The organism is Fibrisoma montanum (assembly GCF_003583365.1).
In the GTDB taxonomy this organism is placed as follows: Bacteria; Bacteroidota; Bacteroidia; order Cytophagales; family Spirosomataceae; genus Fibrisoma; species Fibrisoma montanum.
On sequence record NZ_QXED01000002.1, the window covers coordinates 655761 to 671632 of the forward strand.

Annotated in this window: 12 protein-coding genes; 2 read left to right on the forward strand and 10 right to left on the reverse strand. The window is 55.5% G+C overall.

Going from position 1 to position 15872, the window contains the following annotated elements; translation table 11 throughout:
* Positions 1-28: 28 nt before the first annotated feature.
* The 10 genes from DYU11_RS08490 to rpe all read right to left on the reverse strand — a co-directional run bounded on the left by DYU11_RS08490 (position 29) and on the right by rpe (position 12485).
* Positions 29-1801, reverse strand: coding sequence for a hypothetical protein (locus DYU11_RS08490; protein ID WP_199736692.1), 1773 nt, complete (start codon positions 1799-1801; stop codon positions 29-31).
* Positions 1798-2712 (reverse strand): transketolase family protein, encoded by a 915-nt coding sequence (locus DYU11_RS08495; RefSeq protein ID WP_119667219.1) that lies wholly within the window; start codon positions 2710-2712, stop codon positions 1798-1800. Before DYU11_RS08495 ends, DYU11_RS08490 begins: the two co-directional genes overlap by 4 nt.
* 76 nt (positions 2713-2788) lie before the next feature.
* A complete protein-coding gene (locus DYU11_RS08500) occupies positions 2789-3199 on the reverse strand; it encodes a putative toxin-antitoxin system toxin component, PIN family (protein ID WP_119667220.1) in 411 nt (136 codons plus the stop codon).
* The gene (locus DYU11_RS08505) at positions 3196-3444 is read right to left on the reverse strand and encodes a DUF8507 family protein (protein WP_119667221.1); all 249 of its coding nucleotides are present in this window, start codon (positions 3442-3444) and stop codon (positions 3196-3198) included. Before DYU11_RS08505 ends, DYU11_RS08500 begins: the two co-directional genes overlap by 4 nt.
* 47 nt (positions 3445-3491) lie before the next feature.
* Entirely contained in the window at positions 3492-5492 is a 2001-nt protein-coding gene (locus DYU11_RS08510) for an NAD-dependent epimerase/dehydratase family protein (RefSeq protein WP_119667222.1), read from the reverse strand.
* On the reverse strand, positions 5464-6306 hold the full coding sequence (locus tag DYU11_RS08515; RefSeq protein WP_119667223.1) for a transketolase: 843 nt from the start codon (positions 6304-6306) through the stop codon (positions 5464-5466). The genes DYU11_RS08510 and DYU11_RS08515 overlap by 29 nt, the downstream gene beginning before the upstream one ends.
* A gap of 95 nt (positions 6307-6401) precedes the next feature.
* The gene (locus DYU11_RS08520) at positions 6402-8168 is read right to left on the reverse strand and encodes a glycosyltransferase family 39 protein (protein WP_119667224.1); all 1767 of its coding nucleotides are present in this window, start codon (positions 8166-8168) and stop codon (positions 6402-6404) included.
* A gap of 30 nt (positions 8169-8198) precedes the next feature.
* Positions 8199-10235, reverse strand: coding sequence for an OmpA family protein (locus tag DYU11_RS08525; RefSeq protein ID WP_119667510.1), 2037 nt, complete (start codon positions 10233-10235; stop codon positions 8199-8201).
* Between the two features lie 113 nt (positions 10236-10348).
* Complete coding sequence (locus DYU11_RS08530; protein ID WP_119667225.1) at positions 10349-11755, reverse strand: alpha-amylase family glycosyl hydrolase; 1407 nt, start codon at positions 11753-11755, stop codon at positions 10349-10351.
* A gap of 58 nt (positions 11756-11813) precedes the next feature.
* Positions 11814-12485 (reverse strand): ribulose-phosphate 3-epimerase, encoded by a 672-nt coding sequence (gene rpe / locus DYU11_RS08535; RefSeq protein ID WP_119667226.1) that lies wholly within the window; start codon positions 12483-12485, stop codon positions 11814-11816.
* Positions 12486-12766: 281 nt separating this feature from the next.
* On the opposite strand from rpe, the gene ligA reads away from it, so the two are divergent.
* Together ligA and dapA are read left to right on the forward strand one after the other, a co-directional pair.
* Positions 12767-14866 carry an NAD-dependent DNA ligase LigA gene (gene ligA, locus DYU11_RS08540; RefSeq protein ID WP_119667227.1) on the forward strand — a complete coding sequence of 700 codons (2100 nt, stop codon included), beginning with the start codon at positions 12767-12769 and terminating at the stop codon, positions 14864-14866.
* 63 nt (positions 14867-14929) lie between these two features.
* Complete coding sequence (gene dapA, locus DYU11_RS08545; RefSeq protein WP_119667228.1) at positions 14930-15826, forward strand: 4-hydroxy-tetrahydrodipicolinate synthase; 897 nt, start codon at positions 14930-14932, stop codon at positions 15824-15826.
* The last annotated feature ends 46 nt before the right edge of the window (positions 15827-15872 follow it).

Consider the following 15872-nt stretch of genomic DNA (forward strand, 5'->3'; position numbering starts at 1 on the left):
CGAATCGTTGTTGAGCCAGGCCGCCGGTTTACCAGTTCTTCTTGAACCCGTCGGCCGCCTTCGTTGTCAATTGTACCGTTTGATCGGTCGGATGCAGCGCCCACCGGCCCTGCGCATCGATTGTCAGAATCAGTATCTGATACGTTCCGACGGCCAGGTCGCCCTGATACAGCGTAGCGGTAAAGCCGTTCGTGAACACGCGCGACGGCAACAGCCGGGCCATCAGACCGGAATTCAGGTTCTGCGTAACCGGGAACAGATACACCCGCTGCGGTGACCGGAACATGACGTAAGGGCGGCCGTCGCGGAGGTCAGACGCGGGCAGCGTCGGTTCCGAAACCATATAAACGGGCACGCCTTTAACGTCCTCTTTCACCGTAACCGACAGTTTCCGCTGGTCTGGTTGGCCATACAGCATGGAAAGGTGGTCGTCATAAAAGGCGGGCGCGGTATCCTGATAGCGCTTTGTGATCGGGTCAAGTTGCGGTACCGGTCGATTCGAGCTGTAGGTCGCGTTGAACTGCTGCGTAGTGAGCAGCCAGTGCCGCCACCAGATCGTTTCGTCCAGAAACGCGACGTACGACAGCCAGGCCAGCCCCAGACCCGTAGCCAGACCGGCTACACCCAACGGCTGTCTGAACCGGTTGCCCAGCGTAATGACTCCGTACACGTATACTAACGCCAGTAACGTCAGCGAATACATCTTGTACCGGCTTGTAATCAGCATCTCCATACCGAAGCCCACCCGCGACCAGGCCACAATAGCCCCGGTGCCAATCAGAAAGCCGACGGATCCAAGGACGAACAGATCGCTGGCTGCGTAAGGCGATGAGGTAACCGGGGCAGTCCGGCGGTCTGTTGGGTTCGTGAACTGAGACAATAGCCGACGCCCGATAAACGCGACGATACCCAGGGTCGTGACGGTCAGCAAACCGCCCGCTACCAGGCTGCTGACGAAGCCCGAGCCCAGCGGAAAGACTTCGGCTGCGGCTCCGTTGAAAGCAAACCAGCCTTTCAGCAGATCGGTCACGGAGCCCCGGTCGGGTGGGTTACCCGCGGGCTTTTCGTAGCCGAGGAAATACAGACCAATTACCACTACGGCCCCCAGCGCCCAGATGGCTGCCGGACGAACTTTACGCTGTACCAACAGCAGAACTATGGCTACCGGCCAGATCAACAATCCGTTACCGCTCGTGATGGTGGCAATTACGGCCAATGGCAGGGCGGCCAGCCAGCGGTCGGTGTAGGTCAGCAGATAAACCGCCCAGAGCACCCAGAACACAACCGTGAAGTTTTGCAGCGCGGCCATGCCCCAATACATATTTTCCCACTGCGACAGGTTGAACAGGAAAAAGGCAACCGGAGCCAGCAGCCAGACCGCCTGCCCGCTTCGTCGCAGCACGACCGCAAATAGTCCCAGCAGGCCAAGCAGACTGAGGTTGCCGATCGTCATCAGGTGCAGGTAGCTGAGCGTACCGAAGAGCTGATAATCGAGGTAGGTAACGATCCGGTCGTACACAATCCGGTGTTCGTTGTGCTGCCGGAACAACTGGTAGATCTTACCGGTCAGGGTCGTTTCCTGGTCGAGGTAGTACAGAAACGCCCGGAGGGCATGGTCGTCCCATTTCGGTACGTTGACGGCGTAATAGCGCCAGAGACCGAAAAAGAAAAGAACAGGCAAGCCGACCAGCAGCCATCCCCATACCGATCCGGACCAGCCGGTAGTACCCGACGGACCAGCCGTCCGGACAGAATTCGGGCGGGTTGGCGTGGTTGGTTCTGTTGAATCGCGTGGAATCATCCGGCGATGAGCAAACTGGATAGCTGTCGAACAATAGTCGCTGCGTCGAGACCCGACTGCTGCTGGTGGTACTTCTGGTCGCCGTAGAGCCCATTCGGGTAACCCTGCGCCGACAGACTCACAAAGTGGCTCGGCGCGGCTCCGTCGGCCAGCAGCTTAACCGAAAGCTGCTGCGCAAGCCCGCCGGTCGATACGTGTTCTTCCACCACCAGCAAGGGTTTCCGGGCCCAGCGGTGAGCCAGTTCGGTAGGCAGGTTGAGCGGGAGATTCGTAGCCGTGTACACATCGAACTGACCGCTTAGTTGTTCATCCTGCAGGGCCGTGAGCACGTTACCTACCACCGGACCAAGCGCTACCACCGTCCCGAGCGAATCGGTGCTCCGAACCACGTGTTTGAACGTACCGAGAGTTTCCGAATCGTCGGGGGTTTTGCCGCCGGCCCCCAGCCGAAGGTAGGCCGGGCGGGCCTCCGCGATGATCTGATCCAGCATCGGGTCAACCTCGTCGGCGAAAGCCGGGATGTACGTATTGACGTTTTGTAACCCACTCAGGCAGGCCAGGTCTTCGATAGCGTGGTGCGTAGAGCCCATGATTCCGTACCCGTAGCCACCGCCGTTGCCGACCAGAAAAACAGGCATGTTGTGTAGGCAAACGTCGTTGCGGAACTGCTCCAGACAGCGATATACCGCAAACGGCGCAATGCTGTAGCAGAACACTTTATAGCCCCGATAAGCCATACCGGCCGCAACGCCTACCATGTTCTGTTCGGCGACACCCGCGTTGATGAAGCGGGGCCCCATCAGATCAACGAGGTTTTCGAGGGCGTTATAACCCAGGTCGCCGGTGATGAACACGACCTTATCATCGGCAGCGGCAATGCGTTCAATACCGGCTGAAAATTCTTTGCGCATAACTGTAGGTCAGTGACGACCGCTTTTGAGTGGTCCTATTACTTTATTTTAAGTATAGTTACCAGTCCTTAAACCATCATGAGGTTTGGAGTTTATCTAGAAACTCCTGAATCGTAAGGGTGACGACCTTAGGAAAAGAGATGTTCTTCAACACATCAAAATGTCCGTCATTCGTAACGATATAATCAGCACCACAAGCAATAGCACAATCAACAAACTTGTCATCATCGTGATCGGCTTCAATTAAATTCCACCTGTAGTACCTCGTAACAAATTCTACATTGGGTGCACTTTCAATAGCCTCCAGGGTATTTTGAGCAATGTTTTTGTTCGCACGCTCGCCTATAATTTCGGCATATTCGTCAAGGATATCTGTCGTGATGCAAAGCATAAACTCTTCTTCAAGAAAAGCCCTAAAAACGGGATTGTAAAGAGAACGATTTGGAATAGCTACCAATAATACATTACTATCAAGGACTATTTTCATACCGACTCCCCTGGCTTTTGACGGTTTGGCGTGCGCTTGTGACTATTTAACCAATCATCCATAGTTTGATCATTCCAGCCTCGTTCGTCCCAGAGCTGGTCAGCTTCACGCATTGCTTTTTGAGCAAAGTAGTTTCTGATCAGCCTTTTAATTTCAAGCCAGTCCTGTTCGGCTATATCCCGGTTAAACAAAGCAAGTAAATCCAGCTGAGCTTTATTTAATGATGTCTGTGATTCATGAGCCATACGCTGCTTTTCGATATAGTGGCGCTGTACGTTATTGCCTCACAAAATTACTTGCTTCTCCGCTGTTCTACTAGCGTGTTGATCTCCGCAGCGGTTTTATACACCTGCGGGCCTTTGCGTACCATTGTTCGGATGAACTTCGGCCGCTTCTTCGTTTCTTCAAATATCTTACTGATGTACTCGCCCAGGAACGAGATACCCAGCAGGTTGATTCCGCCGAAGAACATGATTAATACCAGAACGGTCGAAATGCCGTAGGGCGTATTCGGATCGAAGTTCAGCAGACGGGCCACGATCTGCCAGACAATTCCCAGCATAGATAAGCCGGTCAGCACAAAGCCGGCGTACGTCATTAACTCCAACGGGGCAAAGCTGAACGAGAAAATAGCCTTCTTGGCCCACCAGATGTTCTTTGTCCAGTTGTTGGTCGAAACGCCGAACATCCGCTCCGGCCGAACGTAGTCGACGCCTGTTTGCCTGAAACCTACCCACGCCCGAAGACCCCGCAGAAACTGTTCTGTTTCGGGCAGATTGACCAGTTCACGTACTACTTTCCGGTCAATGATCGAGAAATCACCGGCGTCGACCGGGATATTGATGTACGCCGTTCGACGGAACAGGCGGTAGAACTGCTTATAGAAAAAGTGGACATGGGTCGGCATTTCGCGCTGTACGCGTACGCCATACACTACGTCGTAGCCCTGCTGCCATTTTTCGTAAAACTGCGGTATAACTTCGGGCGGGTCCTGCAAATCGCCGTCCATCAGCACCACAGCGTCGCCGGTCGAAATCTCCATCCCGCTCAGAAAGGCCGACTGTGAGCCGAAGTTACGCGAGTGCTTGATGGCAATTACGTTCGGGTCTTTGGCGCAGATCTCGGCGAGTACCTCGTCTGTGTTGTCGGGGGAGTTATCGTTCACGAATATGATCTCGTACCGCACCTTCATCTCGTTGAAGGTCTTGACCAGCCGCTCATACATGTACGGAATGGCCTGCGCGTCTTTGTAGCAGGCAATAATTGGCGATATGACCGGGTTGAGGGTCGGCGTCTGAAAGGCGGGCAACACCCGGTCTTCGTACTGGTGCGACACCTGCCATTCGGCCGTTTGGCGCAACCCGTCGCTGAGCGATGTCCGGGCTTTCCAGCCCAGATCCGTTTCGGCAGCTTCGGGGTTGCCGTACCAGTCGGCCAGGTCCCAGTTCCGGTTGTTCATACTGCCCCAAACCGGCTCCAGGCTAACCGAGAACGTTTGCCGGGCTACGTCGACTAGCTCCCGCATGGTGGTTTTCTGCCCGGTAGCGATGTTGTACGACCGGCCCCGAATCGCTTCGTTGACCCGCAGGGCGGCCAGCACAAACGCTTCTACGCAATCGTCGACGTATACAAAGTCACGGCTGATATCAGGCGAAACCAGGGGGGGTAATTTTTGGCTGCGACACTCCTCAACCAGCCGGGGAATAAGCCGGTCGGGTTCTTCCCAGCCTCCGTAGATCGAGTAGAGCCGTAGGTTGAGGGTGTTCAGGCCATGCAGCCGGGCGTAGTATTCCAGCGTATACGCTCCTGAAACCTTCGATACGGCGTAGTGGCTGTTCGGTTCAACACGGTCGGTTTCTTTCGGGGCCGTGCAGTTGAAGCCGTACTCAGAACTGCTGCCGGCGTGAATGTACACCATCTCGGGCGAGCAGTTCTCCAGAATATTGACCGTCCCGATTACGTTCGTTTCGTAGGTCAGACTAACGTTTTTCTGCTTGCTGTAAGCACCGTAGGCGGCCAGGTTAAAAATGGTACGGGGTTTATACCGCTCGAACACATCCTTTACCGACGCATTGGAAAGAATGTCGCAGTGAACAATGTTTTCGGCCGGAACGTCGAGGAGCTTCAGTCGCCAGGCCTTGGTTGCGTCGTGAGTCAGGGCGTATACGTCCTTTCTGACGCGGTATAGCTGTTCAAACAGATTGGCTCCGATGAAGCCGCTGGCCCCAAACACGACAATGGGACCCTTGAGTTGCTGAATGGTATTAGTAAACGGTTGTTCGTTCGGCGACATTCGGAATGGTTGTTAGGTAGCGTTCGGTGACGTCGGCGCAGGCCTGTTCGTATTGGGCCGGACTCATGGGCAGGTAGTGCCATTCGAGCCGGTTCTCCATGTACGATACGCCTTTGCCTTTCACCGTATGGGCAATGATGACCTTGGGGCGGCCATTGGGAGCTGCGTTTACCTGATCAATGACTCCAAGCAGTCCGTCCACATCGTGTCCATCCACTTCGACGGTGTCAAAGCCAATGGCTTCCCATTTGCGGACATCGGCGGTGTCGCCCAGCACATCGGCGGTGTTGCCAAATCCCTGCAGGCCATTTTTATCAATCAGCACCACCAGATTGTCCAGGCCGTTCTGAAGCGCGTAGTGAGCAGCTTCCCAGGTCGTGCCTTCATTGGTTTCGCCGTCGGACATCAGAACGTACACCCGGGCGTCGTCGCCGAGCAGTTTGCTGGCGTGGGCGATGCCGGAGCCGATCGGCAGGCCGTGCCCCAGCGAGCCCGTTGCGAAGGGGATGCCCCGGTGTTTGTTGGGAGCCGGGTGAGCCGGTAGTGTGGTCCCGTTGAGGTAATACGTAGCCAGGACCTCATCCGAAATGTCGCCGAGCTGGTTCAGGCAGGCGTAAAGCGAAGCAGCCGCATGCCCTTTCGACAGCAGAAACGTATCCTGTTCGCGCTTCCGCAGAATCAACGTAGCAATCATCAGATCGATGCAACTGAGCGAACAGCCAATATGACCGGCGTGGGCCTGATTGTATAAACCCAGGATTTTCAGCCGGAGCCGGCCCTGGAGGGCTTGAGTATCGGTGAATGTGGTTTGCACAGGTTTGTTGGTTTCAGGTTGGTAGTTCGCAGCCCACTATTTTTCGGGCCGGCCTGACCCATTTAATGCCGGACGTCAACCTTTAAACGTGGAACTTAGTACCTAAACTTCGTGCCTTCGAAGTCAAAAATAGTAATTTTCTGGCCAGTCTTCCCTTTCACCAGGACTATCCGATTGGGTTCAGCAGGATCAACCCGTTGAATAAACTGCGCATTTTCAGGTAAATACACGTTTACTAACTGCGCATCGAGCAGGCCGACCGGTGAATAGGTTTTATCAATTTTCTCCGAATAGATCGGGCGTTTCAGGTTCGGGTACAGGATCGTGTCGCCCGGCGCATAGAGCGTTTTCAACTGCTGCGCCGAGGCCCAGTACGGGTTTGCGATGCGTGGCCGGTCAAAATACGTGTACTTCGGCTGGGCGTCCGCGTAAATTTCGATCAGCAACTGCACAATGAAGCCAAGCTGAAGCAGCAGCGTAGCCGCCAGTGGGGCGCTGAACCACCACGGCAGCGTACTTAACTGCCGCAGCCCCATTGCCACCAGTATACAAACGTACGGAAACGAAAAACCGGAATACCGTTGCGTAATGCCAAACGTATGCCCCGATCGCCAGGCCATGAACAACAGGAAAAACGTGGGTACAAACGTCAGCAGCGCGAGCATGACGACCAGCCGCTTCTCACGGTTGTCGGTCTGGTCAACCACGTACCGGCCGATCAGGTAGACGAACGGTACAGCCGCCGACAGCACCAGAAACCGGAACGGAACCACCGTGTAGTACAGCAGACCTGCCGCCATCAGCACGGCGACGGCTACCCGAACCCAGACAGACGGGTGCTTCACGGCCCCGTACTGATGGATGATCAGCGTTGCCAGGGCACCTGCTCCCAGGGCAACCAGCGAGTTCCGGATGCCCAGTAACGCTTTGCCCAGGCCGTTGGTGAAGATGAACAGATCGGCAAAAATTGGGATGGCCCGGACCGTAATGTTAGGGATTGTGGCGGGTAGAATCAGTCCAAACGGCGTACCAGTTGGGTTCGTCAGGGCAATGTTGCGGTAAAACTGAGCTTGGTAATTGAGCGTAAAGAAGGTGTATTTGCCTCCGCCGAAGATAAACCAGAGCGATACCAGCCCCAGCCCGAGGGCCCCCGTGATGCCGAGCGTAACCCAGGCGCGAACATTCCGAAGATAAAGGAGCGCATACAGCCCGTGGCACAGGAAAACCGTTACGGTCAGATAATGCGACAACACCGACGTAACGAACGTCAGGCCATAGGCGATATACAGCCCGGTGGGTTGCTTTCGATTATCTAGGTTCTCAATGATGAGCAGAAAAATGTGCGTGGCCAGCAACGTCAGGAAAAACGTCATGGAGTAGTTGCGGGCCATGTGGCTGTAGGCCACAAAGAAGGGTTCAATAGCCGCAATGAAGGCACTCAGCAGGGCCAGACGCTCCGATCTGAAATGCCGTCTGACAAAAATAAAGAGGAGCAGAACGGTCAGGGTGCTGAAAAGCACGGAGGGCATCCGGATTGCCCAGTCGCTCATGCCAAACAGCTTGATCCAGACGTAGAGGACGCCGTAGTAGGCCGGGCTGTTGCCGATGTCGCCCCGGATGTTGGCGTCAATGAAATCGGCAAACGTCTTGGGCTTCCAGAATTCAGCGGGGGTGAAGTACGGTTTGCTGAAAACGTCTTTCTGATTGGCTCCTTCCAGCACAACACCCTGGCTGATGAGCAGGGTGGATTTCTCGTCGAAATAAATGCCGTACGTACCGGCGCGATACAGGCGAAGCGCAAAGGCAATCAGGACAACAGCGCCCAGCAAAAGCAGTGCGTTTCGGTTAGATAAGCGAAACATGGCCGCAAAAGTAGTGGTATTCGCCGTATCTCACATTTTCAGGATGGTAAATTCTACCCGCCGGTTCAGCTTCCGCTTTTCTTCGGTTTCGTTGCTGGCAATGGGTTTGCTGGGGCCCCAGGCTTTGGTCTGAATGCGGGTTTGTGGAATCCCTTTACCGGTAATGTACTCTTTCACAACCCGTACGCGATCTTCCGAAAGCTTCAGGTTCGGCTCCCAGGCGCCCTGATTATCCGTATGCCCTTCGATCAGGATCTCCATTGCAGGGTATTTGGTAAGCATGTCCACCACCCGATCGAGTTCAGTGTTGGCCCCCGGCAGCAGGTCAAACTTGCTCTGCTCAAACAGAACCTCCCGCATTACAATCTTCTGCCCGGCCTGAATGGGAATCAGGTACAGATTGCGCCGGATGTCGCGGAACCGTTTATCTTTCGACAGATCGAGGGTTTCGGTGGTTGAGAAGTAGCCTTCTTTGCTCGCTGTCAGGTTATACGTTTTCTGCGTCGGCAGAATGATTTTGTATTCACCCGTATCGGGGTCATACTCAACCCGCGACACTTCCTTGTTCTCATCCACCAGGCCCGAAACGATCTCGGACGCTACGGGCTTTTTGCTTTGTGCATCCAGCACCTGCCCCGAAATGATGGCTACCGGATCGGGTTTGATGGCCGGGAAAAGTTTCAGCCGAAAAATATCGTCTTCGCCCATCGAGTTGGCGCGTGAACTCAGGTAGGCGTATTCGCCTGAGGCCGGAATGGTGAAATAGCCGTCCCATTCGGCGGTGTTGATCGACGGCCCAAGGTTTTCGGGTTCGCTCCAGTTCGTCCACGTATCGTCGAGCCGGCGCGTCACGAAAATATCGCCGTTGCCGTAGCCGGCATGGCCGCCCGAAGTAAAGTACAGCGTACGGCCGTCGGCGGCCAGAAACGGGGAGCTTTCAAAATCGGCCGAGTTGATAACCGGGCCCATCCATTGCGGCTCCGACCAGGTCCGGTCCGGCTTGAGCTGCGATACGTACAGATCCCGGTCGCCTTCGCTGTCCTTCCGCTGAACCGCCAGAATCATGATCCGCTCGTCAGCCGACACGCAGAATTCCAGCTGGTTTTTCTCGTGAAGGTTGTAGTTGTTGGTAATCTTGCACTCGACCGGCTGCGACCAGCCCTGCTTGGTTCTTGTTGCTTTCGAAATCCCGAACGACAGGCCGCCGTCGGGCTTGTAGACGTTGATCAGATAGGCCGAGCGACCGTCGGGAGCCATGCCGCTGATGGCATTATCGCCGGCGTTGTTAATGGGGGCGCCAATGTTAACCGCTTCATTCCACCGATCGGGTTCACTGCCCGTACCCGGATCAAGCGTTGCATACCAGACGTCCTGCCGGTCGGCTTTTCCAATGTTGGCTTTGTTGAAATTTCGGGTAAAATACAGCGTTTTACCGTCGGGGGCAATAACCGGTGCCACTTCCTGGCCGGGCGAGTTGACCGTCTTGCCCAGGTTTTCTTTCTGAATATCCTTTGGCGGGTCTTTGGAGATGTTGATGCCGATGGCAACGGGTTTGGTGTCCTCCGAAATACCGATGGCGTCGATCTGGTTCGGACCTTTCAGCACAGCCCCGTTGATAACCACCTTCACCTGACTACCGGTTACGGCCGAGTCTTTCAGCATCACGTGCATCAGGGGATTCTGGCGGGGCAACGTATTGACGATCTGGTAGACCGGATGCTCGCGTCCCTTGTCGTCAATGACAATCACCCGGACCACTGCGCCCGGATTGACATTCTCGGCCACAACGATCTGCCGAATGCGCATTGGCCGCTCAAACGCCACCTGGATCCATTCTTCGGGGGCGTCGGGGTTCAGCGGTGACCACGCACACGGACTTGCACCCAGTTGAGGGAGTTTATTCGGCCGACCCAGCGCCTGCGTTGCTTTATACTGCCTGCCGTTTGCGTCGCCTTTTCCCTCTGATGAAAAACCAATAACCCGCGAAGCCCACTGCACGGATTGGGCAGGGCTAACCAGGCTTAGGCCAACAAAGCCGATGCTCAACAAAAAACGCTGCACTCGCATAAAAAACGCGGAAAATTGGCTCAAGATAGAAAAGTCAGCGGCTTTGAGCAAGGGCGACCGTGGAATTCTATATGGTTGGTTGTTTGTTGGTTTGGCCGGTATCGGAGTCGTCGCTAGTTTGTCAGCACCCGATACTCCCACGGCCGGAGCGTAAAGGACATATCGGGTTTTATCTCCATTGACTGGCGGCTGAACACCTCCGTATAGATGCCCTCGTACCCGTCGCCGTCCAGCCGGAACGTCTGGGGCTGGTTGCTGAAATTAATCAGAACCGCAATGCGGTCACTGTCCTTCTGGCGGTGGAACGCGTAGATCTTATCGTCGTGATCCGTTGGGATCTTCACCGCCTGACCACCCGCCGTTCCGTTCCACAGCGCCCGGTTACGGTGTTTGAGTGTCAGCAGCGTTTTGAAAAAATCACTTTTGGCGTAACTACCCCACGCAATCGGGTCTTTCTCGAAGAAAGCCAGCCGTTTATTGAGGTTGGCCTCCATGCCGTTGTACACCAGTGGCATGCCCTCCAGCGTACTGGTCAGCACCACAAAGGCATCAGCCCCCGGCCCGAATGACTCGGTCAGGGTACCATTCCAGGTGTTCTCATCGTGATTCTGGGTGAACAGCATCTGATAATACCAGTGGGGGAACCGCTTCTGGTTTTTCTCCCGCACCGAATCGATACCCGTTGCCGGTCGTGCGCCTTTGGCAATGGCTTTCATCATGTTATGCATGGTCCAGCCGTAGTTCATGTTGAAGCAGCTTTTGAACTGCTCGGGCTGATCCTCCCACTCCGACAACATAAATACGGTCTTGACCTTGTCGAGTGCCGGCCGGGCTTCGGCCCAGAAATCGTTCGGAACAAACCCCGCTACGTCGCAGCGGAAGCCATCCACATCGCATTCCCGCAGCCAGAACTGCATGGCTTTGATCATGGCCTGGCGCATGTTGGGGTTGTCGTAGTTCAGATCCACAACGTCGGTCCAGTCGGTGGGCTTGCCGGTCGTCGGATCGATAGGGGCCGTCATGTTGCCGTTAACCTGGGTATACCAGTCGGGGTGTTCCTTCATCCAGACATGGTCCCAGCCCGTATGGTTCGGTACCCAGTCGAGAATAACCCGCAGCCCGAGTTCGTGCGCCCGGCGAACCAGCGCTTTGAAATCGGCCAGGCTGCCATAAGCCGGGTTAACGGCCGTGTAGTCGGAAATGGCGTATGGACTGCCCAGCGACCCTTTCTTGTTTTTCTGACTGATGGGGTAGATCGGCATCATCCAGATGATATCGACTCCCATTTCCTTCAGGCGCGGCAGTTGTTCTTCAACGCCCCGGAAGTTGCCCTCCGGCGAAAACTGGCGGGTATTAACTTCGTAGATGGTGGCATTGCGCGACCAGTCCGGAGCGGGTGGGGGAGTGCCGGTCGTGTCGGTTGTTGCAACGGCAGCGTCGGCCTGAGCCTTTTGGGTATCGCGGCAGGCTGTTGTCAGCAGGGCAGCACCGAGTGCAACAGCCAGGTACGTTTTTCTCATAAAGAAGTGTTTACTCAAATCAGTACAACACGGATGGATATCAGATAAACAGAATTGGTCAGGCCACCAGCGGCAGGCGACCTTCTTTGAGTTCCCGGATGGCAACGGCCGGATCGGGCGCTTTGAATACCGAACTGCCCGCAACGAGAATGTCGGCCCCGGCTTCGGTGAGCCGGGCTGCGTTGTCGACGCTGACGCCACCGTCTATTTCAATCATCGCCGATGAGCCGCCGGTAGCCAGCATGTTTTTCAGCCGGGCCGTTTTTCGGTAGGTATGCTCAATGAACGACTGGCCCCCGAATCCGGGATTAACCGACATAATCAACACAACGTCGATGACTTCCATCACATCTTCCAGCCCACTGATCGGCGTATGCGGATTCAGGACGACCCCGGCCCGGCACCCCAGTTCCCGGATGCGGGTCAGGGTACGATGGAGATGGGTACAGGCTTCATAATGGACGTGGATGACGGCCGCTCCGGCTTCGGCAAAGGCCTCAAGGTAGCGTTCGGGCTGGACAATCATCAGATGTACGTCCAGTGGTTTGCGGCAGTAGCGACGCACAGCCTCAAGTACCGGAAAACCAAAGGAAATGTTGGGAACGAAGACCCCGTCCATTATGTCGATGTGCAGGTAATCTGCTTCGCTTTCGTTAACCATCTCCACGTCGCGCTGCAGGTTGGCAAAGTCGGCTGCGAGCAAAGAAGGAGCGATCAGGGGTTGGTTCATAAGGCTAAGAAACTAACTCGTTACGCGGATTTTCAACGTAGCACTGGATACTGTTCACCGCGTAGATAACGAGAAACTCTAAACAAAAAATTGTGGACCTTTGTAAAAGTGGCAGTAAATCTAAGTTTTTTTACCTGATAGTTGAAACAATTATTAACACATCGGTCCCTGGCGCTGCGGCCCCGGCCACCTTCAGCAATACGTTTCAATAGTCCTGGTAACGTGGCCCGCGGCAACAAGAGAACCGCTGCCTGAATGTAGTGCAAACACCTTGCTAATCAATGACTCCTCAGGATCAAATTAATGACTTAACGGATCGGTTAAACTATTATAACCATCAGTATTATCAGAACAGCGTATCGGAGGTCGACGACTTTACCTTCGACCGTTTATTACAGCAACTCGCTGAGCTGGAGCGCCAGTATCCCGAATTCCGCCGGCCCGACACGCCGACGCAGCGGGTGGGCGGTACCATCAGCAAAGAGTTCCCGACGGTCTACCACCGCTTTCCGATGCTGTCGCTGGGAAACACCTATTCCGAAGCCGAGCTGACCGAATTTGACAACCGCGTTCGTAAAGGGTTGAACGGCCAGCCCTACGAATACGTCTGCGAACTCAAGTTCGACGGCGTAGCGCTGAGCATGACCTACGAGAATGGCGTTCTGGTGCAGGGCGCTACCCGGGGCGACGGCGTTCGGGGCGACGACATTACCAACAACATCCGGACCATTCGCACATTGCCGTTGCGCATTGGGCGTGGGGCCGGGGGTCAGGGGCATGGTACCGATTCGCCTAACTCCGTGCCCCCGGCGCTTTTCGAGGTTCGGGGGGAAGGGTTTCTGCCGTTGGCTGAGTTTGAACGGATCAATAAAGAACGCGAGGACATCGGTGAGCCGCTGCTGGCTAATCCACGCAATGCCGCGTCCGGTACGTTTAAACAGCAGGATTCGGCCATGGTGGCCAAACGCCGGCTCGATTGCTATCTGTACTCGTTCCTGTCGGAGCCGGAGGTGTTCCAGACCCACGAAGAGAGCCTGATTGCGATGAAGCAGTGGGGGTTCAACGTATCGCCCTCCTGGCGGAAATGTGCCGATATTCAGGCCGTGATGGCGTACATCAACGAATGGGAAACCAAACGGTTCGATCTGCCGCTCGGTACCGACGGGATCGTTATCAAGGTAAACCGCTACGACCAGCAGCGCGAGCTGGGGTATACGGCCAAAAGCCCACGCTGGGCCATTGCGTTTAAATACAAGGCCATGGCTGCCAGTACGACGCTCAACAGCGTCAGCTACCAGGTCGGCCGGACGGGGGCCGTAACGCCCGTGGCCCACCTGAAACCGGTGCTGCTTGCCGGAACGGTCGTCAAGCGGGCGTCGCTGCACAACGCCAACGAAATTCAGCGGCTGGGGGTGATGATCAACGATACGGTGTTTGTTGAAAAAGGAGGGGAAATCATCCCCAAAATCACCGGCGTTGACCTCAGCAAACGTACCGAAGCGAGTCAGCCGATCAACTACCCGGCCGAGTGCCCGGCCTGCAATACGCCCCTGATCCGCAAGGAAGGGGAAGCTCATTTTTACTGCCCTAATGAGAAGGGATGTCCACCGCAGCGGCAGGCCCGGTTCGAGCACTTCATTCAGCGTCGGGCTATGAACATTGAGAGCCTGGGCGAAGGAAAGATTCAACTGCTGATCGACCGCGGACTGGTGCAGTCCCCGGCGGATCTCTACGACCTGACCAACGCGAATCTGCTTGGCCTGGAAAAAGCCTACCCAGAACGCGAAGGCGGACCGGACGAAACCGGAAAAGTTCGCGTCGTGAAGTTTGGGCAGAAGACCGTCGACAACATTCTCAATGCCATCGAAGCCTCAAAAGGGCAGCCGTTCGTGAACGTACTGTTCGCCCTCGGAATACGGTACGTCGGCAACACCACGGCCGAGCGACTGGCGGATTATTTTGGCTCCATGGACGAACTGCTGAATGCTCCACTGGACGTACTGGCCAATGTCCCGGACGTTGGCCCGCGTATCGCTCAGAGTGCATTCGAGTGGTTCCGCGACCCGGAGAACCGCGAGTACGTCGAGCGGCTGCGCGCGGCCGGCCTGCAGTTTGCGTCGGAGCGGAAGGTGGTGGCTCAGGAAAGCGATACACTGGCGGGCAAAACGTTTCTGTATACCGGCACCTTCGCCAATTTTACCCGGGAGGAACTGGAAGAACGCATCGCGGCCAACGGGGGGAAACTGCTCAGTGGCGTATCCAAAAAGCTGAATTACCTGATCATCGGAGAAAACCCCGGACCGTCAAAAGTTGATAAAGCGCAGAAACTGAACGTACCGATGATCGGAGAGGATGAGTTCACGGCAATGCTGGGCGGGTAAATACAAACTATTAGTTGCTGTAAAAAAGCCGTAACTTTGTCATTCCAAGCAACAGTTTCGTTCATGAATACTCGTTTTCACGGCGTTGGCGTCGCCATTGTGACACCTTTTAACGCCGACCACTCGATTGATTTCGACGGTTTCGGCCGCCTGATTCAACACGTCTCCGAGGGGGGCGTCAAGTACATCGTCCTGCAGGGCACCACCGGCGAATCGCCCACGGTGACCAAGTCCGAGAAGAAACAGTTGCTGCAATTTCTAAAGGAAAATAACCCGAAAAACCTGCCCATCGTCTACGGTGTCGGCGGGAACGTAACGGCCGATGTGGTGGCCGCCATGAACGATACGGATTTTGAGGGTGTCAGCGCCATTCTGTCGGTTTGCCCGTACTACAATAAACCCGGCAAACGCGGGGTGATTGAGCACTTTACGCGGGTTGCCGATGCGTGCCCCGTGCCGGTGATCATGTACAACATTCCGCCCCGGACGGGTATCAATATGACGGCCGATACGATCTGCACGCTGGCCGAGCACCCGAATATTATTGGTGTGAAAGAAGCGTCGTGCATCATTGAGCAGTGCATGGAAATTGTCCGCGACAAGCCCGATGATTTTCTGGTCATCTCCGGCGACGATGTGCAGGCTGTCCCCATCATCAGCATTGGTGGCGTAGGCGTGATGTCGGTAATCGCCAACGCGTTTCCGGCCCGGTTCAGCACCATGATCGACGCGGCCCTGCGCGGTGACTTTGCGTTTGCTCAGCGCGAACTGGGTCATTTCCTGCGCATTGATCCACTGCTGTATGAAGAGGGAAACCCGGTCGGGGTAAAGAAAATCCTCGAAATTCTGGGCTTTATCAGTTCCGAAGTACGTCTGCCTCTGGCAAAAGCGTCCGACGACCTGGGCGAGCGCTTCAAAACAGTCATGCAAAAGGACGGGCTGCTTGAACTGGTGGCGTAATACGTTTGATCAATTCAGAGGGCCGCAGGTTGCGGTGGTATAGTAT

Coding starts and splice junctions, on each gene's coding strand:
- DYU11_RS08490 (WP_199736692.1), bottom strand. CDS start 1,801: ATGATTCCACGCGATTCAACAGAACCAACCACGCCAACCCGCCCGAAT.
- DYU11_RS08495 (WP_119667219.1), bottom strand. CDS start 2,712: ATGCGCAAAGAATTTTCAGCCGGTATTGAACGCATTGCCGCTGCCGAT.
- DYU11_RS08500 (WP_119667220.1), bottom strand. CDS start 3,199: ATGAAAATAGTCCTTGATAGTAATGTATTATTGGTAGCTATTCCAAAT.
- DYU11_RS08505 (WP_119667221.1), bottom strand. CDS start 3,444: ATGGCTCATGAATCACAGACATCATTAAATAAAGCTCAGCTGGATTTA.
- DYU11_RS08510 (WP_119667222.1), bottom strand. CDS start 5,492: ATGTCGCCGAACGAACAACCGTTTACTAATACCATTCAGCAACTCAAG.
- DYU11_RS08520 (WP_119667224.1), bottom strand. CDS start 8,168: ATGTTTCGCTTATCTAACCGAAACGCACTGCTTTTGCTGGGCGCTGTT.
- DYU11_RS08525 (WP_119667510.1), bottom strand. CDS start 10,235: ATGCGAGTGCAGCGTTTTTTGTTGAGCATCGGCTTTGTTGGCCTAAGC.
- DYU11_RS08530 (WP_119667225.1), bottom strand. CDS start 11,755: ATGAGAAAAACGTACCTGGCTGTTGCACTCGGTGCTGCCCTGCTGACA.
- rpe (WP_119667226.1), bottom strand. CDS start 12,485: ATGAACCAACCCCTGATCGCTCCTTCTTTGCTCGCAGCCGACTTTGCC.
- ligA (WP_119667227.1), top strand. CDS start 12,767: ATGACTCCTCAGGATCAAATTAATGACTTAACGGATCGGTTAAACTAT.
- dapA (WP_119667228.1), top strand. CDS start 14,930: ATGAATACTCGTTTTCACGGCGTTGGCGTCGCCATTGTGACACCTTTT.